This window comes from Synechococcus sp. WH 8016, from assembly GCF_000230675.1.
Lineage (GTDB): Bacteria > Cyanobacteriota > Cyanobacteriia > PCC-6307 > Cyanobiaceae > Synechococcus_C.
Genome location: NZ_AGIK01000001.1, coordinates 608062 through 631455, shown reverse-complemented (window position 1 = coordinate 631455; position 23394 = coordinate 608062). Strand labels below are relative to the sequence as shown.

Sequence of the window (23394 nt, the reverse complement as noted above, 5' to 3'; positions counted from 1 at the left end):
GCTTGGTAACCGTTTCTGTCAAATTCCTTGGATCCCTGGTGATGAAAGCGTTCTGCCCACCTTTGTGGTGTTACCTTCCAGCCAGTGATCCCTAGCGTCCCCCATCATGCGTGATGCCATCACCGGGTTGATCGGCCGTTACGACCAATTGGGTCGCTATTTCGATCGATCGGCCATCGATCGGATCGAGGGTTATTTCGGCCAAGCAGAGCTGCGACTCAAGGCCGTGGAGCTCATCAATCGCGAAGCGACTGAGCTGGTAAGAGAAGCCAGTCAAAGACTGTTTGTAGGCGACCCTGAACTGCTCTTGCCTGGTGGCAACGCCTACACCACTCGGCGGCTTTCAGCTTGCTTGCGCGACATGGATTATTTCCTCCGTTACGCTAGTTACGCCCTGATTGCCGACGACAGCACGATCCTGAATGAACGGGTGCTGAACGGCTTGGACGACACCTACAAGAGCTTGGGTGTTCCCACAGGACCCACGGTTCGCAGCATGATCCTGCTTGCCGATGTTCTCTGCGAGCGCATGGTGGCGGAGGGATCAAGTCCGAGCGATTGCCTGATGCTTCGCAAGCCCTTCGACCATCTGGCCTCAGGTCTTTCCGCAAACGACATCAGCCAGCGTTAAGCGCTCCATCCTTGATCTCGTTACGAGAGGCGTTGCAAAGCAACTGTTTTGCTCCCTTTTTAGGCCTGTCTATGCGTAGGCTGCTGGCCATTAATTGGTGACCCTGGCTTTGGCGACGACGCATTCCCCCCTGTCGGTTGACTCGTCCCACCGAAGGGCCATTGCCCCGATCAGCACTCCCGATCGTTTGCTGCTCGGACCAGGACCTTCGAACGCCGATCCAACGGTGCTCAAGGCTTTGTCTCGGACTCCGATTGGCCACCTCGATCCGCTCTATGTGGAGTTGATGGGCGAAGTGCAGGAGCTTCTTCGCTATGCCTGGCAGACCGACAACCGCTTGACCTTGCCGATGAGCGGCACGGGGAGCGCTGCCATGGAGGCAACGCTTGCCAATACGGTTGAACCCGGCGACACCGTTCTTGTCGCTGTCAAGGGCTACTTCGGGAACCGCCTTGTGGACATGGCCGGTCGTTACCGCGCCAATGTGAAGGTGATCGAAAAGCCTTGGGGTGAGGCATTCACCAAGGAAGAGCTTGAAGCGGCTCTGATTGAGCACAAGCCCACCATCTTGGCGATGGTGCATGCCGAAACCTCCACCGGCGTGTGTCAACCGATGGAAGGAATCGGAGATCTCTGCCGCAAGCACGATTGCTTGCTCCTGCTCGACACCGTGACCTCTCTCGGTGGGGTCCCCCTCTATCTCGATGAATGGAAGGTTGACCTGGCCTATAGCTGTAGTCAGAAGGGACTGAGCTGCCCTCCAGGTCTTGGTCCATTCACCATGGGACCCCGCGCTGAAGCGAAGCTCGCCGCACGAAAAGACAAGGTGCCTAATTGGTATCTCGATGTTTCCCTTCTCAATCAGTACTGGGGCAGTGACCGCGTTTATCACCACACAGCACCGGTCAATATGAATTTCGGCATGCGTGAAGCGCTCAGGCTGTTGGCAGAAGAGGGCTTGGATATGGCTTGGGCCCGTCACCTCAGCAACGCTGAGGCACTTTGGTCCGGTTTGGAAGCGATCGGTCTCGAAATGCATGTGCCCGAGGAGCTTCGGCTGCCCACACTCACCACCGTTCGCATCCCAGATGATGTGGATGGCAAGGCCTTTACGCAACATCTGCTCAACAACCACGGCATTGAAGTGGGTGGCGGCCTTGGTGTTCTTGCTGGAAAAATCTGGCGAATCGGACTGATGGGCTACAACTCCAACCCCGAGAACGTCAGCAGGTTGTTGAATCTGTTTGAAACAGAGCTTCCCCAGTTCCGACAGAACGTCGCCGTTGCTGCTTAAACCAGCCCGACAGCATCACTTTTGCCTCTTCACCCCGCACACCACCGATCACGGACATTCGGTGGTGTGCACTGGTGTGAGTCGCCAAGTTGATCGTGCTCCCCAAGGCTCCTCGCTTCGGGTCCGTGGCAGCAAAGATGACCTGTCCGACTCTTGCTTGAACCAAGGCGCCGGCACACATTGGACACGGCTCCAAGGTCACCAACAGGGTGCAGTCATTCAGACGCCAGTCATCCTGCAACAGGCAGGCCTGACGAATGGCCATCAACTCCGCATGCCCAAGCGGGTCATTGTTGAGCTCCCTCTGGTTCATGCCATGGCCAATGCAGCGGCCTCGCTGATCCAAAACAATGGCGCAAACGGGAACGTCTCCCCGTTCGCCGAAACGACGCGCGCGTTCAATCAAACGTCCCATCCAGGCTTGCATCTGCGTTGGAGATAGGTCGAGTGGAGACTGCACCATCAGGCTGTTCGCTCTGCGCGTCGGGGGATCTGCCGGCCCTTCAATGTGCCACCACAGGGGACAATGATCATTCCCCATCTTGTCTTCTTGGTCGGACCTTCAAAGAATCCTGAACCGGTCGCTCTTTCGGCGTTTGCTTCACCCGATGCGCTTGACCCTCAACTCCTTCAGTTTTTGGAGGGTGCTTCCGAGCGCTTATGCAACTGGATCGGTTCGGCGGCTGAGAGGGGTCCTTTGCCAGCACTTCGGGTGCTGCCAGATGCTGCTCCGCAGACCCATGGCCGCACCATGGAGCAACTTCTGGATGACCTTCAGCAGGTGATGGATGGGGCGTTTCAGCCTTCCCACCCCGGGGCGATTGCCCATCTCGATCCGCCGCCGCTGAGTGCGTCGATCGCTGCAGATTTGATCTGCGCCGGGCTGAACAACAACCTTTTGGCCGAAGAGCTGTCTCCCAGTTTGAGCCATCTCGAACGGCAGCTTTGCGCCTGGTTTGCTGAGCGCATTGGCTTTCCTGCAGGGTCTTCTGGTGTTGCGGCAAGTGGCGGCACGCTGAGCAATTTGATCGCCTTGGTGGCCGCTCGCCATCACGCTGGCTTGGACCACACGCCAGATGCGGTGGTGGTGGTCAGTGCTGATGCGCATGTGTCCTGGCACAAGGCAGCGCGGGTGATGGGGCTACAAAACGACGCAGTCCGTGAAATCCCGGTGGATGGGCAAGGACGCATTGATCTGCAGCAATTGGAGGATGAATTAACAGCGCTTTCAAGAGAAGGTCGCCCTTGTATCGCCGTGGTGGCGACAGCAGGCACCACGGTGCGAGGAGCCATCGACCCTGTTTCTGCGTTGGCTGATCTCTGCAGCCGCTTGGGTCGTTGGCTGCATGTGGATGGGGCGATAGGGGCTGTTTTTGCTCTTAGTCCCACCAGCACCCATCTTCTCGATGGGATTGCTCGCGCTGATTCGATCACCGTGAATCCTCAGAAAGTTCTCGGCATCACAAAGACCTCATCGCTTCTCTTGGTTCGCAATCCCTCCGTTCTGGCCGAAGCTTTCTCCACAGGTCTTCCCTACATGGAGCCAGCCCTCGAGCACGATCACGGCGGAGAACTGGGTTTGCAGGGAAGCCGTCCCGCGGAAGTGCTCAAACTCTGGCTTGGTTTGCGGCAACTTGGTGAATCGGGAATTGAGCAGGTGTTGTCCGCTGCGATTGCTCGCCGTGAGTACCTCCAGCAACAACTGGATCCCAACAGGCTGATGATTCTCTCGGGCCCTTTGCATGTGCTCGCCTGTCGGCCGCAACGAGGACAGGCGCAGCAGCACGAAAGCTGGTCGATCGAGACACGCCGGCTCTTGCTCAGCCAGGGCATCATGGTATCGAGGCCGCTCCATCAGGGACGGCATCACCTCAAGGCTGTCCTTGGCAACCCCCACACCCATGACGGTTTGTTGGATCAACTGGCATCAGCTCTGAATCAATCCGTGGAGGTTCGGCCCTAATGGCGGCTCCCAAGCAGCAACGCGGCCGCTGGGTGGCCATCGTCACAGGGATTGTGTCTGTGCTGATCGGCGTGGCCTATTTGGCCCTGATCACGGTTCTCGATGCCCGGGGCCCGATGCGTCCTCCCCCGCCCGAGGCCCTGGTTGGGGTGGTAAGCGCTTCTTTGCCGTCTGGCGCAATGGCTCTACCACCTGCCTGAGAGCGGTGTCGAGAAATCGCTTGAGGGCGCTATCGCGACGGTTGAGCTCGTAGTGCCGCTGCACAACGTCCTGCACTCCACCATCTCCCCAATCTTGATCTTGCTGGAAATAGGTGATGAAACTGGCTCCGGCAATCCGCGTCAGCCAGGCAGCAGCCACACCCTGAACGGCTTTTCCCAGGAGCAGGGTGGGCAGATTCAAACTGAGTGCGGTGCCGATCAAGGCCACCCCGCCTTTCACAACACCAAGGCCTGCCAGGGTTCTCCCCACCGAGACGGCCAACTCCTGAGCTTTGTCCCGGGTTAACTGCACGTTGTAGACCTTCGCGACCTCCATCACCATCTGGGCATTCACTGCCGCGGTGCCCAGCAAGTCGATGCCGGGGAGTGGTGTCGCTGCCACCACGCCAGCACTAATCCAGCTGTAACGATCCACGATCCGTCGCGCTTCGGTCTGCCGCTGGCGGTTGAGCAGCGAACGCCCCTTATCGCCAAGCGTCCTGCATTGAAGAAGAATGTTGTCCGCTATGAGCTCTTCGCCGTCGGCGTGCAGCACCACGGCCATGCGTTGGAGCAGCACCGCCACCTCAGCAGGAGGTTGCCAGGGTTTTTGGCCAGGTCTTGGCAAGGATTGGGGAGCGGCGCTGGTTGGGATCACATCCTCAGCAGCCAGCAGGCCTTTGCAACGTCCGCGTAGCAAGGCCAGTAGACGCTTTTCCTCCTCCTCTCCCCTTAAATCGCATTTGTTCAAGACCAACATCAAGCGCTTGCCCAAGCCCGCAAGGCTGCGCACCACATCCCATTCGGCAGAGCGAAGATCTCCATCCACCACCACCAACATCAAGTCGGCACGGCTGGCGCGTTCCCGGGCTTCCTGCTCCCGATCTCTTCCGTCGAGGCCGCTTTCCAGGATTCCAGGGGTATCGACCAATTGCAGCCCGCGCTCCAGCTTGTTGAGGCGAAGCCGATAGGTCTGGCTGCCGGTTGTGGAGCCCATCGCTGCTCCAACACGCCCAACAATGTCTTGGAGAAGGGCACGAATCAGGGATGTTTTCCCACTGGAGCCCGTGCCAAACACCACCACCACCAAATCGCCGCGGGCCAATTCACGGGCAACGCGCTCCCGTTCCAGATGCAGCGCTTGCCGGGCTACGTCGTCTTGAAGCCGCTCTAAAAGGCGATCAATGCTTTCCAGGCTCTGTTCAGCTGCTTGTCGACGCGACCCAGGCGGTGAAGGGGCTGTGCTGCTGGCGTTGTTGGCTCCGCGACGGCTTTTCCATCCCTTCCACCAGGGCCAGCCAATCTGTATGACAAAAGCAAGCACCAGGAGGGTGCCGATGAGCAGCACTGGACCCACCAGCCAGGGCGGAAGGATATAGCTGAGATCCCAGAGCAGATTGCGAATCGCCTGAAGCACCAGTCCAAGCACCAGCAGGACAATCAGCCCTGCGGCAGCCAACAACATCAGGCGATTGGATCCCTTCATCGGCCCGCCACACCGCCCTGTCCTGCGGCACGAATGATCCGGCCCCAAAGAGAGGCTGCTACGGCGCTGGAACTGGCTGAGGGACTGTTGTCATCGTTGCCCAGCCAGATTCCCAGCACCCAATGGCGACTCGGCTCATAGCCAATGAACAGCAGGTCACGGCCATCGTTGGTGGTTCCTGTTTTCCCGCCTTCCTGTCCACCCAGCGAGGCGGCTCGCCCGGTGCCGCTGCGAATCACCGATCGCATCAATCCCTGCATTTGCTGCGCTGTCTGTCCCTTCAACACACGACGGGCCGCTTGGCGCTCCCCAGTGCTGTCATGACCAATGCCGCTATGTCCATTGAGGCTGCCGCAGCCACTGGGACGATCCAAGCGACAGGTTTCTGCATCGAGCAAACGACGAATGGTGGTGGGGGGGTGCCAGATGCCGTCATTGGCGACGGCGGCATAGGCACTGGTGAGTTCAATCAAGCGCACCTCACTTTGGCCAAGGGCTAGGCCCGGAACAGGGTCTAAGGGTGTGGAGATGCCCAAGCGTTTCGCCAAACTCACCACTTGTTCCAGGCCGACGCGTTGGGCCAAGCGCAATGCTGCGGTGTTGTGGCTGGAGGCGAAGGCACTGGCAAGCGTGAGCTGGCCCGAACAGGTGCTGTCAAAGCGTTGCCCCCCCCAGCGCAGGGGGCTGCAATCCAAGGTGTCGGTGGGTGTTAGGCCTTGCTCTAGGGCCGCTAAGTAAGTCATCAGTTTGAACGTGCTGCCGGGTTGCCGCATCGCCATCGAGGCACGGTTGAACTGGCTTGCCTGGTAATCACGACCTCCCGCGATGGCGAGAACCCCGCCCGTGCGGCTGTCCAGCACAACAGCAGCCCCCTCTTGAACACCCAGCGTTCCGCTGTTGGCCAACAAACTGCTCAACTGGCGCTCCACCACGGATTGCAGAACCGGGTCCAAGAAGGTTTCGATCAAGAAATTTCCTTCATCAGCAACGTCTGGGCCCACGAGCTCTTTGAGGTCTCGGCGCACTTGATCGGTGTAAAAGGGTGCTGAGCGACTCACCTGCTCCCGACTGCAGGCCGCTTTGGCTAACTGAATCGGTTGACGACGGGCCAGTCGCGCCTGCTCCAACGAGAGGCGACCGCCATCGGCCATCTTGTTGATCACCCGGTTCCGCGCTTGCAGAGCGCGCTGGGGAAACTGACAGGGATCGTGGCCATTTGGTGATGGCAAAAGACCCACCAGAAGGGCTGCTTGTTGCACATTGAGGTCTGCTGCGGATTGATCGAAGAACACGCGTGAGGCATCTTCGAATCCCCAACCAACGCCCAAGTACACGCGGTTGAGATAGCTGAGAAGCAACTGGCTTTTGCTGAAGCGACTTTCCAACTGCAAGGAAACGAGCAGCTCTTTCCATTTCCTCGCCAGGGTGTCTCCATCACCCACGTAGTCGGGATACAGGCTGCGAGCTAATTGCTGCGTGAGACTGCTGCCGCCCTCTAGCACCTGTCCGCCGATCAAATTGGTGCTGAAGGCTCTCAACGTGCCAATGGGATCGACGCCCGGATGCCACCAGAAGCGGTTGTCCTCACTACTCAGAAGAGCATCAACGAGCAAAGGGGAGAACGCCTTCACCGACTTGAGCTCGCGATGACGACTGGAGTCAACGGAGGCGAGCGGTTGGTTGTTGCCGTCGTAGATGGCCAGAGGACCGCGCACGCGTGCCAGTTGCCCACGGATCGGCATGGTGATGTGGGAGAGCAATAGCAGAGCACCACCGCCGCCCAGGCATCCCAATACGAAAAAGCCCAACCAGCGTTCGATCCGATGGCGACGTCGCCCTGCTGCGTCAATAAACTGCAGAAAGGGAGCCGTGGCGTCTAGGGAGGGCGCGAACTGAACCACGTCTCCATCGCGTAGTTCCAGCTGCTTGACCCGCCTGCCTTTCCACCACAAGCCATTGGTGGAATCCAAATCTTGAAGGATCCAGTGCCGCCCCTGACGTTGCAGCACAGCGTGTTGGCGGCTGACGGCTGGATGATCGATGCTCACTTCCAGAGGACCATCGCGGCCAATGCGATAGCCGTCGCCATGCAAGGCAATGGAACGATCCTCCTGATCTTCCTGATGAATGATCAGTTGGGCTGACCAGGGGCCGTCAGGATTTCGCTTGTCCATTGCGTTGGGAGAGAGCGTCGATGGCGAAGCAGAGGACGGCGACGTTGATGGCGATGTCCGCGCCATTGAAGATGGGAAAACGGAATGGCACGAGCTCGAGGAAGTCCGTGACATATCCCAGTTGCCAGCGGTCGATGCCATTGCCCAGCGTTCCTCCCAGCAGACAGGCCAGGGCGAGACCTAACCAAAGATCAAGTCGCTTGGATCGCCAGATCCAGCCCAGCAAACCAACCGAAACGAGCAGGCTGAGAACGCTGAGAAGGGCTGTGGAGTCACTCAACATGCTGAAGGCGGCACCGGTGTTGCGTACCAGCCGCAACTGCAGCAATCCAGGGAGGAATGGCTGCGACAAATTTGGAAGCAGGTGGAATCGAGCCCAATATTTGGACGCTTGATCCATCAGCAGGATCAACAGGCTGATCAACACAACTGTGCGACGCCGGATCAGTCGGTTGCTGCGGCTGATCATTCGATCCAGAGCAAACGACGAATGGGCAGCGCAATGAGGGCAATGGCCACGCAAAGCGTCAGTTGGGCCAACAAGGGACCGAGGCTGTAACTGAACAACAAATCAGGAAGTGATTCATTCCAACGGCTCAAAACCGTTCCGAGAAGCAAATTAAGAATTCCGCATAGCTGAATTGTGATGACGCCGGCAATGCCCGCCAACGTGAGGCGCGCTAAGTCGTTCATCCCTGCTTGATGGGCAAGACGTCCCGTGAGCCAGGCTGCTGGAACAAAGCCAGCGAGATAGCCAAAGGCGGGGGTTTGCACGTAGTCCAAACCACCACCGTCATGGAAGACCGGAAGATCAACCAACCCCACGGTGATGTAGGCAACCGCTGCCATCACGCCCGATCGTGGGCCGCAGACAAGGGCGCACAGCAGGAGTGCTGGCACTTGCCAGGTGCTGGGCAAACTCAGCAATCGGGGAGGAAGCTCTGCAACGGGCAGCAAGACGGCGGCAGGAATCAAACTGCCCACAAGGATGAGAAGAAGTCCCGCGATCGCGCCGCTCCAAGTGGCAAGAGCCCGCACGGCTAAATAACAGCTGCCCCCATCCTGCTGTAGGAGAGGGTGATTGCCCAGGTGTCATGACCGTTTCCATCGGTGACCAAGTCCGACTGATCAGCCCGATGCCCTATCTCAAAACGGCAGATCCAATGCCAATGCTTCGGCCTTCCGATCTCGTTGGCAGTGATGAATCCGGAGCGGTGGTTGCTCTCCATCCCCTCGAGATTGCTGCAGTGCGTTTCCGACGTGGCACCTTTTTAATTCCGATCAATCGCTTGTGTCCCGCTGGAGCAGAGGAGGAACGTTAAGGACTCGTCGCGTTCCCTTGTTCTTAATTCCAGACAGGCAGCTCACATCAGAGCCAGTGATTGGCCTGTTCGGCAGGCGCACGCGTTGCAAGAAGCTTGTTCAAGACTGTTTAAATAAGTGTTCTATATGGCTATGGATTCTTTGGCTTAAAATCCTTATTTGAATTGATCAGGGTGCTGAATCGTTTTTGGTTAAGAGCAAGTTAATTGTTAGTAAAAGATCGGCAAAGAAGCGGGGTTTGAAATGCTTGTAATCAGGGATACAGCCTGTTGATGTCTTGCATACAGGTTATTATTTGCTTGCCGAATAAACTTTTGGCGGGTTCATTCCCTCAATATTTTTTGGTGTGAGGACCGAAAATGAAACTTTTCCGTCAACTGCTGGTGGCCCCAGCGGCCCTGGGCCTTTTGGCTCCTGTGGCTGCAAACGCCACTGATTTCAAAGCGACTGAGCTGAACATCAACGGTGTTTCTGACTACGCCGCCAGCTCTGCATCGAACAGCCGCGAGCAAGTCACCAGCATCACTCAGTTTTCCGACGTTTACCCAACCGACTGGGCTTATCAGGCACTTAGCAACCTGATCGAGCGCTACGGCTGTGTGGCTGGTTACCCCAACGGCACCTACCGCGGTAACAGGGCAATGACCCGCTATGAAGCGGCTGCTCTGTTGAACGCTTGTCTCGACCGCGTCACCGAAGTGACCGACGAGCTGAAGCGCCTGATGAAAGAGTTCGAAAAGGAACTCGCCATCCTCAAGGGCCGTGTTGACGGTTTGGAAGCTCGCGTTGGCGAACTGGAAGCAACTCAGTTCTCCACCACCACCAAACTGAAGGGACAATCCACCTTTGTGATCGGTGCGACGAATGCTGGTGGTAGCAAGGCTGGCGCTGATGCTTACAACAGTGCTTTTGGTGCTACCACTTTCAACTACGATCAACGCTTAGTTTTTAATACTAGTTTTACAGGCAAAGATAAATTGCTTGCTCGTTTGCGGGCTGGCAACTTTAAAAAGGGCAAAAATGCTTTTGCTGGTGCAGGTGTAAACCTCGCCGCACTGGACGTTGCGACCGACTCGGGTGCTGTTGACAGCGCTCTCAGCAATAATGTGATTGTTGACCGCCTTTACTACAAGTTTCCTGTAGGCGATCAATTCACCGTGATTGCTGGTGCCGTTGCTCGTAATACTGAGTCGATCGCTCTGTGGCCTTCTAAGTATAATAAAGGTGGTGCCAAAATCCTTGATTGGACGGCATTGATGGGAACCAGTGGTGTTTACAACAAAGAAACTGGACAGCTGATTGGTGCTTATTGGCAACAGAAAGTTGACAAGGGAGATAACAACTTCAGTGTCTCTGTCAACTATGTTGCTGATGACAAGAATGGAAATATCTCTGACCCCAATAAAGGAGGTTTCATGACTTCCAATTCTGAAGCCAGCTTGATGGCTCAAGTGGGTTACGCCGGTCCTCGCTGGGGTGTCGCTCTTGGCTACCGCTATGGGCAATGCGATAGCGGTAATGGCCTCCGTCGTGGAACCAGTTTTGCAAAGTCTGATGACTGGAACAATGACTGCGAATATGGCGAAAAAGATTCACTTCGTCGTGCCAGCAGCTCGAACAGTTACGCGATTAATGCTTACTGGGCTCCTGAAGATCCAGGCTTCATTCCCTCCATCTCTCTTGGTTGGGGTTTGAATACGGTGAGTTCTAACGACAAGGCAGATGGAACTCCTTTGACGACTCAGAGCTGGATGGCTGGCCTTAAGTGGGATGATGTCTTCTTAAAAGGCAATGATCTTGGCTTTGCTGTTGGCCAACCTACGTTTGCGACGGCTCTTAAGGGTGGTGATACTCCATACGATGGCAACTATGTCTTCGAGTTGTATTACAACTTCCAGGTGACAGATAACATTGCTATTACACCAGCACTGTTTTATCTATCTCGTCCTGAGGGACAGGACACACAAGCTTTCGTGAAGAACGGAAGTGGCTACGATGGCCAATTCAATGTTTTTGGTGGGTTGGTCCAGACAACATTTAAATTCTAAATGCTGCCTAGAATCTATCTCAACTAAGATTGTTGATTTTTAGACCCTCTGCTCTTGCTGAGGGTCTTTTTTGTTTGTGCTCCTTGCTGCATGGCACCAATCACTTTCTCGAAAGATGGGCATAGACAAACGTGCAGACGGGGTGCTGGTTGGCTAAGCTAAAGAAGAATTCCGTTGACGAAGTTTCAAAGGTGTCCGAGTCTTTATGACCACCGATTTTTTTGATATCTCGCAAGGGGCCCGTCTCTTGGTTGTTGATCAAGATCAAGAAACTCGTGATCTCATGTGTGGCGTTCTCAAAGAGGAGGGATTTGAGGTTAAATCTTTGGGTGATGGATTGATTGCATGGGATCTTTTACAGCAAGAAGAGTTTGAGTTAATTATTCTTGATCGTAAGCTCTCCGGGGTCAGCGGCTTTGACCTTTGTAGAAAACTTCGAATGCAAAATAATCAATCTCTTATTCTAATGACTAGTGGTTTAAATACGGAAGCTGACCGTGTCATGGGTCTTGAAGTTGGTGCAGACGACTATTTGATCAAGCCATTTGGATATCGTGAGTTTTTGGCTCGTTGCAGAGCCCTTTTACGGCGCCATCCATCAAGTGGAGCGGCACCTATTTCTGCAAAGTTTGAATGCTGTGATCTCAAGCTTTTTCCGGATGAATGTAGGGCTTCTCGAGATGGCTGTGATATTAAACTTTCACCTAAAGAATTTAAACTTTTAGAGTTGTTCATGCAGCACCCAAAGAGAGTGTGGAGCCGTGACGAATTGCTTGATCAGATTTGGGGTGTCGACTATATCGGTGATAGAAAGACGGTTGATGTTCATATTCGTTGGCTGCGTGAAAAAATTGAAGTTAATCCTTCTAGTCCAGCTAAGATCTTTACGGTTCGTGGTTTTGGTTACCGCTTTTGCTGATTAAATATTGTTGAGGTTGTTGATTCAACTTCTAGGTAATTAGTTTGGTCGTGTAAAGCGTTTTGCGTTCTCACTTGCAACTTTTTTTGCATTTATTTCCTATTTATTTGGCTTGAATTAATCCATTATTTTGCTGTTGGTGGTTATTCCGTTTTGGAAGAAGACTTATAACCATCTTTTGTTGGCTATCATATTGAAGCCAACCACTCTCTTTGAGTTGGCCTAATATCTTTGTGACGGTAACTCGGGTGGTGCTGACAGCACTCGCTATTTCCTGATGGGTAAGGCGTAAATCTAATTTTAGCCCTTGATTGCATGGATTGCCATAATCTTCTGCTAATAACTCTAAAAACCTTTTTACACGATTTTCTACACCACGCAGTCCTAAAAGAGCAATGAGAGCTTCTGACTGATGGGTTCTTCTGATCATCGCCTTCATCAGATTGTTGCCCAGATGAGGCGTTGAATTCACATCTTGAATCGATAGACCAAGCAAGTCGCAATGATCAAGCGTGGTGGCCTGGTAGAGGTCGAGTTGTGTTAGCGGATCACCAAAGGGTTCATTTGGACCTGCAATCGCAATTAACACATCATCACCTTGCTCATTCAGGCAGCTTAATTTCACGATGCCTCGTACAACGATCCAAATATGCTCTGGGAGCATAGGGATGTTGACCCCTGCATCAAAATGAATGGAGCGACGTCGATAGCTGTTCTCTAAATCTCCTAGAAAACCGCTGGAGCTGCTAGGGCTGCAAACCATTTCGCAGTGTGCTCTTGGTGTGAAATAAGGCTATGGAGCTGAATTCAGCACTGAGCAAAGAGTTGGTAATGGTTTGTTTAAGGGTCTTCGTCTCTAGCGCTGAGCCCTTGAATGGTCATCAATATCGCTTTTATGCTCTGATCTTGATCTCTCGCGACCCGTCTGGATTGATCTTTACCTGCTCTGGGGAATGCTTTAACCCTTTCTAAACACACTTCGAGCTTGGGACGAGTAGGTGTGGATGGATTCTTTTTTCAGTTTCGATGCGTATTGGCATCAATGGTTTTGGCCGCATTGGTCGACTTGTTTTTCGTGCTTTATGGGGCCGTTCAGGGATTGACATTGTTCATGTAAACGATTGCGCTGGTGATGCTGCTGCTGCTGCCCACCTTCTCCAATTCGACTCTGTACATGGGCGCTGGCATCCAGAGGTTCTGCCGCATCCAAATGGGTTTCTTATTGGCAATCAGCCAGTTCGGTTTAGCTCAGAGAGTGATCCATCGAGTGCGCCGTGGATTCAATCCGGGGTGGAGATGTTGCTGGAATGTAGTGGAAACTACAAGCAACCAGAATCACTTCAAAGGTTGTTAGATGCTTTAAAATTAAAGAGAATTCTTGTTGCTTGTCCTGTAAAAGGATCTGTTGATGGTGTTGAGATAATCAATGTTGTGTATGGGATTAATCATCACCTCTATGATCCAAATCTCAACAGAGTTGTGACAGCTGCCTCTTGTACAACCAACTGTTTAGCACCGATTGTTCAGGTCATTCATAACAGTTTTGGGATTAAGCATGGCTCGATTACGACCTTGCATGATGTCACCAACACTCAGGTTGTTGTGGATGGTTTTCATCATGACTTGCGACGTGCTCGTTCCTGCATGCAAAGTCTGATCCCCACAACGACTGGTTCAGCAAAGGCGATCGGCCTAATTTTTCCTGAATTAGAGGGCAAGCTGAATGGTCATGCGGTGCGTGTGCCTCTCTTAAATGCTTCCCTCACTGATGCAGTGTTTGAATTGGAGAAGGATGTGACGATAGAGGATGTTAATGGAGCCTTTGAAACGGCTGCCAATGGTGATCTTCGCGGCATTCTTGGTTATGAAACCCGCCCGTTGGTGTCCGTCGATTATGTGAATGACAACCGAAGCACTATCGTTGATGCGTTGTCCACGATGGTTGTTAACCGTACGCAAGTAAAGATTTATGCCTGGTATGACAATGAGTGGGGGTACAGTTCACGCATGGCTGATCTGGCCTGTCATATAGCTTCTCTCGAGGAATGAGGCTCTCTTCGCTGCAGCAATACAGCATCGTGACTGCAAATTATTGGGCATTTACGCTCACTGATGGAGCGTTGCGTATGTTGGCTCTATTTCACTTTCATGAGCTTGGATATTCCACACTCGAAATTGCCTTTCTGTTTCTCTTTTATGAGTTTTTTGGGATCCTAACGAGTCTTTATGGCGGTTTGATTGCTGCTCGGTCTGGACTGCGTTTCACGTTGTGGGTTGGCACGTTGCTGCAGATCCTTGCGTTGTTGATGTTGATCCCTGTTGCTGCCAGCTGGCCAAAGTTGTTGAGTGTGACCTATGTGATGGTCGCTCAGGCGGTTAGCGGCATCGCGAAGGATCTCAACAAAATGAGTGCGAAAAGTGCCATTAAGGTTGTTGTTCCCGTTCGTGATAATGATGTTCAGACCGGGGATCTACAACTTTTTAAATGGGTTGCCATTCTTACTGGATCCAAAAATGCTCTCAAGGGGGTTGGTTTTTTTCTTGGTGGTTTGCTTTTAACCTCTTTTGGCTTCAATGTTGCCGTTGGTTTGTTGGCAGCAGGTTTGGCATTAGCATTCCTGCCAACCTTGGCTTTGCCAGGTGATTTTGGACAGATGAAGGACAAGCCTTCTCTGTCGTCCCTCTTCTCCAAATCCCAAGGAATCAACGTCTTGTCATTGGCTCGTTTTTTCTTGTTTGGTGCCAGAGATGTCTGGTTTGTGGTGGCTTTACCCGTTTTTCTAGAGGCCTCTTTGGGCTGGAGCTTCTGGGAAATTGGAGGCTTTTTAGGCCTTTGGGTGATCGGTTACGGCATTGTTCAGGGGTCTGCTCCTGGATTGCGTCGTCTTTGGGGAAAGACCACTCCACCTGGGGTTTCTTCTGTGCAGTTTTGGAGTGCCCTGTTAACGGCGATACCGGCTCTCATCGCGATTGCCCTTTGGCGTGAAGTCGATGTGTCGGTTGCCATCACTGCTGGATTGACTGCGTTTGGTGTTGTTTTTGCAATGAACTCCTCCATTCACTCCTACATGGTTCTTTCTTATACCGATTCCGAAAACGTTAGCCTCAACGTTGGCTTCTATTACATGGCGAATGCCGCTGGACGTTTAACGGGTACTTTGCTGTCGGGAGCTATTTTTCTTGTCGGAGGCATGCAGGCTTGCTTGTGGATGTCTTGCCTTCTTGTGGGATTGGCATTTTTGAGCAGCTGTAAATTGCCTATTCCGCCTAGACAATCCATGCAGCCTCTTTAATTTCTATTGTGGCTGCTTTTGATTTGCTTGTCATTGGATGTCTTGTGGCATTAAAAAAAGGGGGGAGAATGACTCTCCCCCCTTTTGTTTTATCCTGATACGTTGCTTGACTAAGGATTACTCCTTGATGGTTGCAACGGCTTCTTTGGCTTTGCTAATGACTTCTGGAGGAAGTGAAACATAGCCAAGTTCAGGAGCTTTGGACTGGGCCTCGTCCGAGAGCATGTAGTTAAAGGTCTTCTGAAGAAGAGGTAACTTTTCAGCATTGTTGTTGGCATAGGCCAGCACCCAAGTGAACGTCACGATTGGATATCCACCCATAGGGTTTGGATTGCCACCGATCAGATCTGGACCGAGATCGATGGATCCCAGCGCTTCACTGGCCGTTTTGTTCGTGGGGACAACTTTTTCACCTGAGCCGTTTTGCACAGCCGCTGCTTGGAGATCTCCTTTTACATAGGCCAGCTCGACGTAGCCAATGCCACCATCGATTTGTTGAAGTTGAGCAGACACACCTTCATTTCCTTTGGCTCCAATTCCTGAAGGCCATTGGACAGATTTGTCAGCGCCTACATTGTCTTTCCATTCAGGACTAATCGCTGAAAGGTGTTTGGTGAAGTTGTAGGTGGTTCCGGATCCATCCGAGCGATGCACAATCTTGATCGCTTTTGAATCGCATCCGAGCTCACTGTAGTTTTTGATCGAGCCTAAGAAGATGCCGGCTAATTGATCTTGTGTCAGCTTTAGTTCACAGCCTGCATTGTTGTATGCAACGGCGATAGCACCAGCTGTCATTGGGATCTGCACGACACCACGACTTATTTTTGCAATGGCTTCGGGTTTCATTGGCTTGTCAGAAGCCCCGAAGTCCACTGTGCCGGCAGTGAATTGGCGTACACCTGCCCCAGAACCTACGGATTGGTAATTGACTTGGATTCCCTGCGGCGCTAAGTCCGAAAACCAACGCTGATAAATCGCAGCTGGAAAGGAAGCTCCTGCTGCCGAAAGAGTCCCTTCGATGTTGCTTTTGCTGTTTTCTGTGCTTGTACACGCTGCAAGGCTGAGGCCTGCAGCCACACCCATGAGAGTGATGGATGAGCGAATTGGGAAAGGGCGACGCATGCTGTGCAATTACTGCCCGCTTGTTTTAAATGCTGATCTTCATTACCAATTAAAGGATGCATTAAGGACTGGTTATCAGTTCCCTCTGTCTCTGCTTTTTTGAGGCAGTGAGATCTCAACAATGGATCCGGACGGTCATGCGTTGGGCGTGTCTTGAAGCTGATTGGTTTTGTAGTTTTGAGGGCAAATCAAACGCGTTGCGACGGCGTAGCGATTGAGCCAGCGATTGACTCGGATGCGCTGTACAGGCGGCACTTCCTCAAGCAATTGGGATAGTTCAATCGCTCCAAGCCGTCTTAACTCGCGAACATCAACGTGCCAAAGCGATTCGGCTTCTCGGATTAAACGAGCCCAAGTGCGCACCTGTTGCCAGCGCCGCAGGCGACGCCGCAAGGGATCCATGCTCCGGAATTCGCAGTGGCTGAGAGGTCTCTGCACGCTGAGCCGTAGTTAGAGAACAACCGTACTGACAGCCTGATGCCGCGGACCCTCTCCGTGAAAAATCCCCTATGTGGCTTCGGATTGCTGAAACAAAACTGGATGCTTGGCTTCAAATCGCGTCTTGAGTCACCACTTGAAAAGGCAGCTCCGCTGCTTCGCGCGCGCTGAGACGTCTTGTCCAGGCCCCCTTCACGGGATCATTCCAGCGGAATCCCGCCTCACGAGCGAGTTGGCGATCGTCGTAGGACACCTGTGCTCGCATCAGGGAACGGGGTTCCCGTCCTCGTTCAATCAGCTTTTCAAGTTGATCGCAACGGCGGAACACTTCGGCCAAATAGATGCAATCGGTCAGTGCGCGGTGGGCTGCCCAAACCGGAATCTCGTAGGCGAGGGCCAAGTCTCGAACGGAAGGGCGGGGCCTGAGTTGTTTCTCGGAAGGCCAACGGATGTCCTCCATGCTGCAGAGCCACGGACGATCGGTGGTAGGAAGAGACCCTCTGCCAAACCACTGCTGGTCGAAGGCTGCGTTGTGTGCCACCAGTAGGTCGGCTGCGTTCAGCAATTCCTGGAAGTAGTCCAGCCCTGGTTTCCAGGGTTGGGGCAGACGTGTAACGGCGGCGGGGATGCGGTTGATAGCCTCCGCCGCATTCGAATCAACGGGCAACAGGCAAGACATCTGGGCCAAGATCTGCCGGCTTGGGACATCAAACAAAATCGCCCCAATTTCAAGGCAGTGATGCTCTTCAGGCTCTAACCCAGAGGTTTCCGTATCGAGGATCAACAGGGTGTGCGCTGGGGAGGGATCGCCTGCTTCTCCTTCTGATACGGGGAGAGGTTGCGGCTCTTCCATCTCAAATTCACCCAGAAGATTCAACTGACCAGGAACAGCGCCCGACTCCATCACTGCAGCTCGTTCATTCTTAAAACCATTCTCCCGTCTAGCCCTAGGTGCTTCCTAGGGTGCCTGAAATTCTTGATTTCCTCCATGGCTCTCACGATCGGAGACCGGGCACCAGAGATTGCCCTCGAAGATCAAGACGGCGTGATGCGACGTCGCGAAGAGTTGCAAGGCAAGGTGTTGGTGTTGTTTTTCTATCCCAAAGACGACACCCCTGGATGTACGGCTGAAGCTTGTGCTTTTCGCGACACCCATTCCTCACTCGAGACCCTTGGTGCTGTGGTTTGGGGTGTGAGCAGCGACGATGCCGTGAGCCATCGCAAATTCGCTCAGCGTTATCAGCTGCCGTTCCCCCTCCTCAGTGATCAGGGGCAGCAGCTACGCACGCGTTTTGGGGTTCCCAAAGTTCTGGGATTGCTTCCAGGACGGGTCACGTATGTGATTGATGCCGAGGGAACCATTCGCCATATTTTCAACAACATGCTCGATGGTCCTGCGCACGTGCGTGAAGCCGAACGGATCGTGAAGGAGTTGTCCCAAGGATGAGCCGCTGGCAGCGACAACAGGGCTGTTGGTGCCTCTGGCCTGCTTCCGCAAAAGGGTTGGTTGAATTTATTGGGGGGAGCTACCTAGCCACCAATCCCCAGATCAGTTACCGACGATTGTTGGAAGGGTTGGCGGCTCGTCAGCTTGCGGTTCACGCCTGGAGTTACGTCCCTGGGTTTGATCATCAACTGCAGGCGCGGGAAGGTTGGCAGGCCTTACGCGCCTGTCGATCAGCGCTTCATCAGCGCTTAGGCAAAGATCTTGTTCCGGTCCGTGTGGGCCACAGCTTGGGCTGCAAGCTGCATTTGTTGGCCCCGGATGGCGGGAGAAACAGTCTTGCGATGGCCGCTTTGAGTTTCAACAACTTCACCGCTGAACGCTCGATTCCTCTGCTTGGCACATTGGCGCCAAGCCTTGGCGTGGTGACGGAATTCAGCCCTGGACCCGAGGAAACTCTGCGCTTGATCGAACGTTATTACCTCCAGCCCCACAACCTGGTGATCCGCTTTGGGGCTGATCAGTTGGACCAGAGCCAGGACCTGATGCAGGCGTTAAGCAAGCGCTCCGGTGATCAAAGTCAGTTTGTTCCCATGAAGGGAGATCACCTCACCCCTGCCAGTGCTGGCCTTCGACAGGGGCTTCTGGGGGACTGGGCCGATGATCCGTCTAGAGCCAGGGTGATCGGAGAACTGATTCAATCCATTGGCAACGTGGGGCTCGGTATTGAACGTCAGCGATGATTGAGAAAGCTCTTTTCAGATCGTTGTGAGCGACAACAAAACACAAAACGTTCTTCTTCAGATTGCTCGATGCATCGCTCTGAGTGATGGCACTATTTCTGATGAGGAAGATCGTTTGCTTAAAGACTTGCCTGAGCGTCTCTATCTCGAGGAAGCCACCCCTGATTACAGGCCCAATCAGCCACAGAGTTTGACAGAGCTCGCCACGTTGCTGACAAATCACACCGATCAGTGCACAGCGGTGAGAGTGGCTTGCTTGGTGGCAGGCGTGTCAAGGAATCCAGGCGATGAATCGGATATCAATCCAAAAGAGCGTTTGGCCTATCGCGAGTTGATTGAAGCTCTTCAAGTTTCGGACGAAGAATTAAGTGAAATTCAATGGGCTGCAAAAGAGGAGCTCCAACAGAAACGTTCGCTTCTCAACGTGATTTTGGACGCCATTTATGGAAAGGATGGATGGCCCGATCAAGCGCTTCTTCCACCAGATTTCCCGATGATTTGAGTGGTTTCCCATGCAGAAACAGCCAGGGCTGCTCCTGCATGGGTTGGTTGGCCTTAGCCGCGTAAACGATCAAGAACGGAGCGATCTTCCAGCGTGCTGGTATCGCCAGTGACCTCCTCACCGGCTGCGAGAGCGCGCAGAATCCGGCGCATGATCTTGCCACTACGCGTTTTAGGCAAGGCATCGCTGCAGCGAATCTCGTCTGGCCTTGCGATCGGCCCGATCTCCTTGCCGACATGGGCACGCAGTTCAGCGACGAGGGCGTCGGTTGACTCACGTCCAAGTTCCAGCGTGACGAAGGCAACAATGCCCTCACCCTTGAGATCATCGGGCCGACCGACCACGGCGGCTTCAGCGACGGCGGGATGGCTCACCAAGGCCGATTCGATTTCCATCGTGCCCAGACGGTGGCCAGAGACGTTGATCACGTCATCCACACGCCCCATCACCCAGAAATAGCCGTCGTCATCCCGGCGTGCCCCATCACCAGCGAAGTAAAGGTGCGATCCATCTGCAGGACGAATCGCTTCCCAGTAACTCTCTCGGAAACGCTGGGGATTTCCATGAACGGTGCGCATCATGCCTGGCCAGGGCGCTCGCACTGCCAGGTACCCGCCTTCATTGGGTCCACAGCTATTGCCCTCTGCATCGATGATGTCGGCTTGAATCCCAGGCAAGGGCAAGGTGGCAGAGCCTGGCTTGGTGGGGGTTGCTCCCGGAAGGGGGCTGATCATCACGCCACCGGTTTCGGTTTGCCACCAGGTGTCGACGATGGGGCAGCGCTCACCGCCCACCACATCGCGATACCACATCCAGGCTTCAGGATTGATCGGCTCCCCGACGGTGCCAAGCAGGCGCAGGCTGCTCATGTCGTATTGATCTGGCACCGCACGGCCACTCCTCATAAAGGCACGAATGGCCGTTGGAGCGGTGTAGAAAATGCTGACGCGATGTTTCTGGATCAGCTCCCAGAATGCCCCTGGCTTGGAGGGTCGAGGAGCACCCTCGTACATCACGGTGGTGGCGCCGTTCGACAGAGGCCCGTAGACGATATAGCTGTGTCCGGTGATCCAGCCCACATCGGCTGTGCACCAAAACACATCGTCGTCACGGATGTCGAAGATCCATTGAAACGTCAAATGGGCCCAGAGGTTGTAACCCGCGGTGGTATGGACCACCCCTTTGGGTTTTCCTGTTGAGCCAGAGGTGTAGAGCACAAACAACCTGTCTTCGCTCGCCATCGGCTCAGCGATGCAGGCTTCGGATTGATTGGCGACGATTTCGTGCCACCACTGATCTCGCCCAGGCACCATCTCCACCGGTTGGTCGGTGCGTTTCACGACGAGCACTGACTTCACCGTTGGGCAAGCACCATCGGCAAGCGCTGCATTCACCGCAGGCTTCAGCGACACGGGCTTGTCCTTACGGAAACCGCCATCAGCGGTGATCACCGCTTTCACTTCACCATCGATCAGGCGATCACGCAGGGCTTCCGCTGAGAAGCCACCAAACACCACGGAGTGAGGAGCACCAATGCGCGCACAGGCCAGCATCGCGATGGCGGCCTCCGGCACCATGGGCATGTACAGAGCGACAAGGTCGCCTTTGCCAATTCCCATGGCCTTGAGGGCGTTGGCCGCACGGCACACCTCAGCATGCAGCTCCTGGTAGGTGAAGGTGCGCACATCTCCTGGCTCGCCTTCCCAGATCAGGGCTGTCTTATTGGCCTTGGGTCCATTGAGATGTCGGTCAAGACAGTTGTAGGAAAGATTGGTCGTTCCCCCCTCAAACCAGCGCGCAAAGGGAGGGTTGTCCCAGTCGAGAACGGTGTGAAACGGTTCAAACCAGTGCAGTTCACGCCGTGCCGCGTCTCCCCAGAACGTGTCTGGATCAGATTTGGCCGCTTCAGCTAGAGCGCGATAGGACTCCATCCCAGAAATTCGCGCATCCCTGGCGAGATCCGCTGGTGGCTCAAAGACCCGTTGTTCTTGAAGCACGCTCTCAATGGTGGAACCCTCACTCATCGCCTGCTGCTCAAATGCACTGACAGCACAACACTATCGACGCTTTCTGCATCCGCACCAGTCGCGTTGTCAGAATCCACAGAACAGTGATCAGGCAACGATGCCAAAGGCTGGATCTTTGTCAGCGCCAAAAGCATGCCTGTTTGATCTTGATGGTCTCCTGCTGGATACCGAACCGTTGCAGGCAGAGGCTTGGAAAGCAGCGGCAGCGTGCTTCAACGGATCCCTCTCGACGCAGCAACTTCAACAGCTCAAGGGACGTCGCCGAGATGATAATGCCAACTTGGTTTGCTCATGGTTGCAGCAGTCGGTTTCAGCGGAGCAACTCCTGAAAGCGCGGGAGCCCATTGCCAAGCGTTTAGTCGCTGAGGCTCCAGCGGTTCCGGGCGCTGAGCAACTGATCCGGTTTTGCAGTTCCCAGCATTTGCCCATGGTGCTGGTCACCAGCAGCAAGGAGGCATCCCTTCTCTACAAAATCTCTGGCCACCCTTGGTTGGATTTAATTCAAAGCCGTGTGTTGGGCGATGACATGGACCTGCGTGCAGGAAAACCAGCTCCTGATCCCTATCTGCTGGCAACCCAAAGGCTGGGGTTGTCTCCCCGTGAATGCTGGGTCTTTGAGGATTCACCCGCGGGCTGTCAGTCTGCCTTAGCGGCGGGCTGTTGGGTCTGGCAGTTGGTCGAAACGCTCAGTGAAACCGCTGTCATCCAACCCCCTGCGATGCAACATCCTCGTTTAACGCTCATCACCAGCTTGGGGCAGGGAGAGGAGCAACTCCGGCACAGCCTCAGTACAGACGGCTAAGAACGAAATCTGGTAACTCCAGCAAGGCCGCCCGTGATGGGGATTCGGGCATCCAATCCAGGGCTTCGCGTGCTTCGCGTGCAAACGTTTTGGCGAGTTCACGGGTGCGAGGAATGGCTTCCGACTCACGAACCAACGCCAAAGCGGTTTCAAGATCACCCTCTCCGCTGAATTCGCGTTCAATCAAACCCGATAAAGCAGGACGTTCCTCAAGGGCGTAAAGAGCGGGAGCTGTGAGATAACCGCTGGATAAATCACTGGCTGCTGGTTTGCCGAGCTGTTGATCACTGCCGGTGAAATCAAGGATGTCATCCACAACCTGGAAGGCCAGACCCAGCTGCCGGCCGTAGTGGTACAGAGACTCGAGCTGAGGCTCCGACAAGTCGCTTAAAACACCAGCCGCTTTGGCGCTATTGGCAATGAGTGAAGCGGTTTTGCAGTAGCTCTTCTCGAAATAGGTTTCGAATGACTGGCCGGTATCGAAGCGAAACAAGCCCTGTTTCACCTCTCCATCGGCGAGATCCATAATCACGCGACTGAGCAACTTCACGACATCGAGATTGTCGAGATTGGCCAGGTGCCAACTCGCCTGGGCAAACAGGAAGTCACCGGCGAGAACGGCCACTCTGTAATTAAATCGGCTGTGGACGGTCTCAACGCCCCGCCGTGTTGAGGCTTCATCCACAACATCGTCGTGAACGAGCGAGGCGGTGTGGATCATCTCCGTGATCTCTGCCAGACGTCGATGGCGTGAGCTCAACTCTCCGTCTGCGGACAGTGCCCTCGAAATCAGCAACACGATTCCAGGTCTGAGGCGCTTCCCTCCAGCGCTGAAAAGATGTTCAGCAGCTGCCTGGAGAATCGGATGACCGGCTCCTATCAAGCTGCGGAGGTCGCTTAGCAGGATCTCAAGATCCGCCTCGACCGGCTGCAGCAACTCGGTGACGGTGGCCATGAATCCCCTCGGTGCAGAGATCCTAGGAAA

23 protein-coding genes are annotated in these 23394 nt (G+C 54.3%); 12 read left to right on the top strand and 11 right to left on the bottom strand.

The genetic code is table 11. From position 1 onward, the window contains the following. Window positions 1-106: 106 nt before the first annotated feature. Together SYN8016DRAFT_RS03260 and SYN8016DRAFT_RS03255 are read left to right on the top strand one after the other, a co-directional pair. Window positions 107-631 (top strand): allophycocyanin subunit beta-18, encoded by a 525-nt coding sequence (locus SYN8016DRAFT_RS03260; protein ID WP_006852826.1) that lies wholly within the window; start codon window positions 107-109, stop codon window positions 629-631. Between the two features lie 109 nt (window positions 632-740). After that, window positions 741-1925: an alanine--glyoxylate aminotransferase family protein gene (locus SYN8016DRAFT_RS03255; protein ID WP_038013725.1), complete on the top strand. Its 1185-nt coding sequence runs from the start codon at window positions 741-743 to the stop codon at window positions 1923-1925. On the opposite strand, the gene SYN8016DRAFT_RS03250 is transcribed toward SYN8016DRAFT_RS03255, so the two are convergent. Beyond that, complete coding sequence (locus SYN8016DRAFT_RS03250) at window positions 1855-2388, bottom strand: nucleoside deaminase (protein ID WP_006852824.1); 534 nt, start codon at window positions 2386-2388, stop codon at window positions 1855-1857. The genes SYN8016DRAFT_RS03255 and SYN8016DRAFT_RS03250 overlap by 71 nt on opposite strands. A gap of 63 nt (window positions 2389-2451) precedes the next feature. On the opposite strand from SYN8016DRAFT_RS03250, the gene SYN8016DRAFT_RS03245 reads away from it, so the two are divergent. Further along, the gene (locus tag SYN8016DRAFT_RS03245; protein WP_006852823.1) at window positions 2452-3888 is read left to right on the top strand and encodes an aminotransferase class V-fold PLP-dependent enzyme; all 1437 of its coding nucleotides are present in this window, start codon (window positions 2452-2454) and stop codon (window positions 3886-3888) included. 90 nt (window positions 3889-3978) lie between these two features. Here the strand turns inward: SYN8016DRAFT_RS03245 and SYN8016DRAFT_RS03240 are convergent, their stop codons facing one another. From SYN8016DRAFT_RS03240 to SYN8016DRAFT_RS03225, 4 genes are read right to left on the bottom strand one after another with little or no spacing between them, the layout of a single operon-like run. After that, window positions 3979-5574 (bottom strand): YcjF family protein, encoded by a 1596-nt coding sequence (locus tag SYN8016DRAFT_RS03240; protein WP_006852822.1) that lies wholly within the window; start codon window positions 5572-5574, stop codon window positions 3979-3981. Next, entirely contained in the window at window positions 5571-7748 is a 2178-nt protein-coding gene (locus tag SYN8016DRAFT_RS03235) for a transglycosylase domain-containing protein (protein ID WP_006852821.1), read from the bottom strand. The genes SYN8016DRAFT_RS03240 and SYN8016DRAFT_RS03235 overlap by 4 nt, the downstream gene beginning before the upstream one ends. Continuing rightward, window positions 7729-8217: a signal peptidase II gene (gene lspA, locus SYN8016DRAFT_RS03230; protein WP_006852820.1), complete on the bottom strand. Its 489-nt coding sequence runs from the start codon at window positions 8215-8217 to the stop codon at window positions 7729-7731. Before lspA ends, SYN8016DRAFT_RS03235 begins: the two co-directional genes overlap by 20 nt. Continuing rightward, window positions 8214-8786 carry a biotin transporter BioY gene (locus SYN8016DRAFT_RS03225; RefSeq protein ID WP_006852819.1) on the bottom strand — a complete coding sequence of 191 codons (573 nt, stop codon included), beginning with the start codon at window positions 8784-8786 and terminating at the stop codon, window positions 8214-8216. The genes lspA and SYN8016DRAFT_RS03225 overlap by 4 nt, the downstream gene beginning before the upstream one ends. Window positions 8787-8842: 56 nt before the next feature. On the opposite strand from SYN8016DRAFT_RS03225, the gene SYN8016DRAFT_RS03220 reads away from it, so the two are divergent. The 3 genes from SYN8016DRAFT_RS03220 (at window position 8843) to SYN8016DRAFT_RS03210 (ending at window position 12038) form a co-directional block, all read left to right on the top strand. Beyond that, window positions 8843-9070: an NAD(P)H dehydrogenase assembly family protein gene (locus SYN8016DRAFT_RS03220; protein ID WP_006852818.1), complete on the top strand. Its 228-nt coding sequence runs from the start codon at window positions 8843-8845 to the stop codon at window positions 9068-9070. A gap of 360 nt (window positions 9071-9430) precedes the next feature. Then, a complete protein-coding gene (locus tag SYN8016DRAFT_RS03215) occupies window positions 9431-11119 on the top strand; it encodes an iron uptake porin (RefSeq protein ID WP_006852817.1) in 1689 nt (562 codons plus the stop codon). Between the two features lie 205 nt (window positions 11120-11324). Then, complete coding sequence (locus tag SYN8016DRAFT_RS03210) at window positions 11325-12038, top strand: response regulator transcription factor (protein ID WP_006852816.1); 714 nt, start codon at window positions 11325-11327, stop codon at window positions 12036-12038. A gap of 103 nt (window positions 12039-12141) precedes the next feature. Here SYN8016DRAFT_RS03210 and SYN8016DRAFT_RS03205 read toward each other — a convergent pair whose 3' ends face one another. Further along, the gene (locus SYN8016DRAFT_RS03205) at window positions 12142-12801 is read right to left on the bottom strand and encodes a Crp/Fnr family transcriptional regulator (RefSeq protein WP_006852815.1); all 660 of its coding nucleotides are present in this window, start codon (window positions 12799-12801) and stop codon (window positions 12142-12144) included. A gap of 263 nt (window positions 12802-13064) precedes the next feature. Between SYN8016DRAFT_RS03205 and SYN8016DRAFT_RS03200 the strand changes: the two genes are divergently transcribed. Continuing rightward, window positions 13065-14087, top strand: coding sequence for an ArsJ-associated glyceraldehyde-3-phosphate dehydrogenase (locus SYN8016DRAFT_RS03200; protein ID WP_006852814.1), 1023 nt, complete (start codon window positions 13065-13067; stop codon window positions 14085-14087). Next, a complete protein-coding gene (gene arsJ, locus SYN8016DRAFT_RS03195) occupies window positions 14084-15331 on the top strand; it encodes an organoarsenical effux MFS transporter ArsJ (RefSeq protein WP_006852813.1) in 1248 nt (415 codons plus the stop codon). The genes SYN8016DRAFT_RS03200 and arsJ overlap by 4 nt, the downstream gene beginning before the upstream one ends. A gap of 117 nt (window positions 15332-15448) precedes the next feature. Here the strand turns inward: arsJ and pstS are convergent, their stop codons facing one another. The 3 genes from pstS to SYN8016DRAFT_RS03180 all read right to left on the bottom strand — a co-directional run bounded on the left by pstS (window position 15449) and on the right by SYN8016DRAFT_RS03180 (window position 17795). Next, the gene (gene pstS / locus SYN8016DRAFT_RS03190; RefSeq protein WP_006852812.1) at window positions 15449-16453 is read right to left on the bottom strand and encodes a phosphate ABC transporter substrate-binding protein PstS; all 1005 of its coding nucleotides are present in this window, start codon (window positions 16451-16453) and stop codon (window positions 15449-15451) included. A 135-nt stretch (window positions 16454-16588) separates the two neighbouring features. Continuing rightward, entirely contained in the window at window positions 16589-16855 is a 267-nt protein-coding gene (locus tag SYN8016DRAFT_RS03185) for a hypothetical protein (protein WP_006852811.1), read from the bottom strand. Between the two features lie 148 nt (window positions 16856-17003). Next, a complete protein-coding gene (locus tag SYN8016DRAFT_RS03180; RefSeq protein WP_006852810.1) occupies window positions 17004-17795 on the bottom strand; it encodes a 3'-5' exonuclease in 792 nt (263 codons plus the stop codon). A gap of 84 nt (window positions 17796-17879) precedes the next feature. Here SYN8016DRAFT_RS03180 and SYN8016DRAFT_RS03175 point away from each other — a divergent pair, with 84 nt between their 5' ends. From SYN8016DRAFT_RS03175 to SYN8016DRAFT_RS03165, 3 genes are read left to right on the top strand one after another with little or no spacing between them, the layout of a single operon-like run. Beyond that, complete coding sequence (locus SYN8016DRAFT_RS03175; RefSeq protein WP_006852809.1) at window positions 17880-18338, top strand: peroxiredoxin; 459 nt, start codon at window positions 17880-17882, stop codon at window positions 18336-18338. Next, window positions 18335-19078 (top strand): DUF1350 family protein, encoded by a 744-nt coding sequence (locus tag SYN8016DRAFT_RS03170; protein ID WP_006852808.1) that lies wholly within the window; start codon window positions 18335-18337, stop codon window positions 19076-19078. Before SYN8016DRAFT_RS03175 ends, SYN8016DRAFT_RS03170 begins: the two co-directional genes overlap by 4 nt. Before the next feature lie 25 nt (window positions 19079-19103). Further along, complete coding sequence (locus SYN8016DRAFT_RS03165; RefSeq protein ID WP_006852807.1) at window positions 19104-19580, top strand: hypothetical protein; 477 nt, start codon at window positions 19104-19106, stop codon at window positions 19578-19580. A 53-nt stretch (window positions 19581-19633) separates the two neighbouring features. On the opposite strand, the gene acs is transcribed toward SYN8016DRAFT_RS03165, so the two are convergent. After that, window positions 19634-21604, bottom strand: coding sequence for an acetate--CoA ligase (gene acs, locus SYN8016DRAFT_RS03160; RefSeq protein ID WP_006852806.1), 1971 nt, complete (start codon window positions 21602-21604; stop codon window positions 19634-19636). A gap of 100 nt (window positions 21605-21704) precedes the next feature. Between acs and SYN8016DRAFT_RS03155 the strand changes: the two genes are divergently transcribed. Further along, on the top strand, window positions 21705-22409 hold the full coding sequence (locus tag SYN8016DRAFT_RS03155; protein WP_006852805.1) for an HAD family phosphatase: 705 nt from the start codon (window positions 21705-21707) through the stop codon (window positions 22407-22409). Here SYN8016DRAFT_RS03155 and sds read toward each other — a convergent pair. Continuing rightward, window positions 22393-23364, bottom strand: coding sequence for a solanesyl diphosphate synthase (gene sds / locus SYN8016DRAFT_RS03150; protein WP_006852804.1), 972 nt, complete (start codon window positions 23362-23364; stop codon window positions 22393-22395). The genes SYN8016DRAFT_RS03155 and sds overlap by 17 nt on opposite strands. Between the last annotated feature and the right edge of the window lie 30 nt (window positions 23365-23394).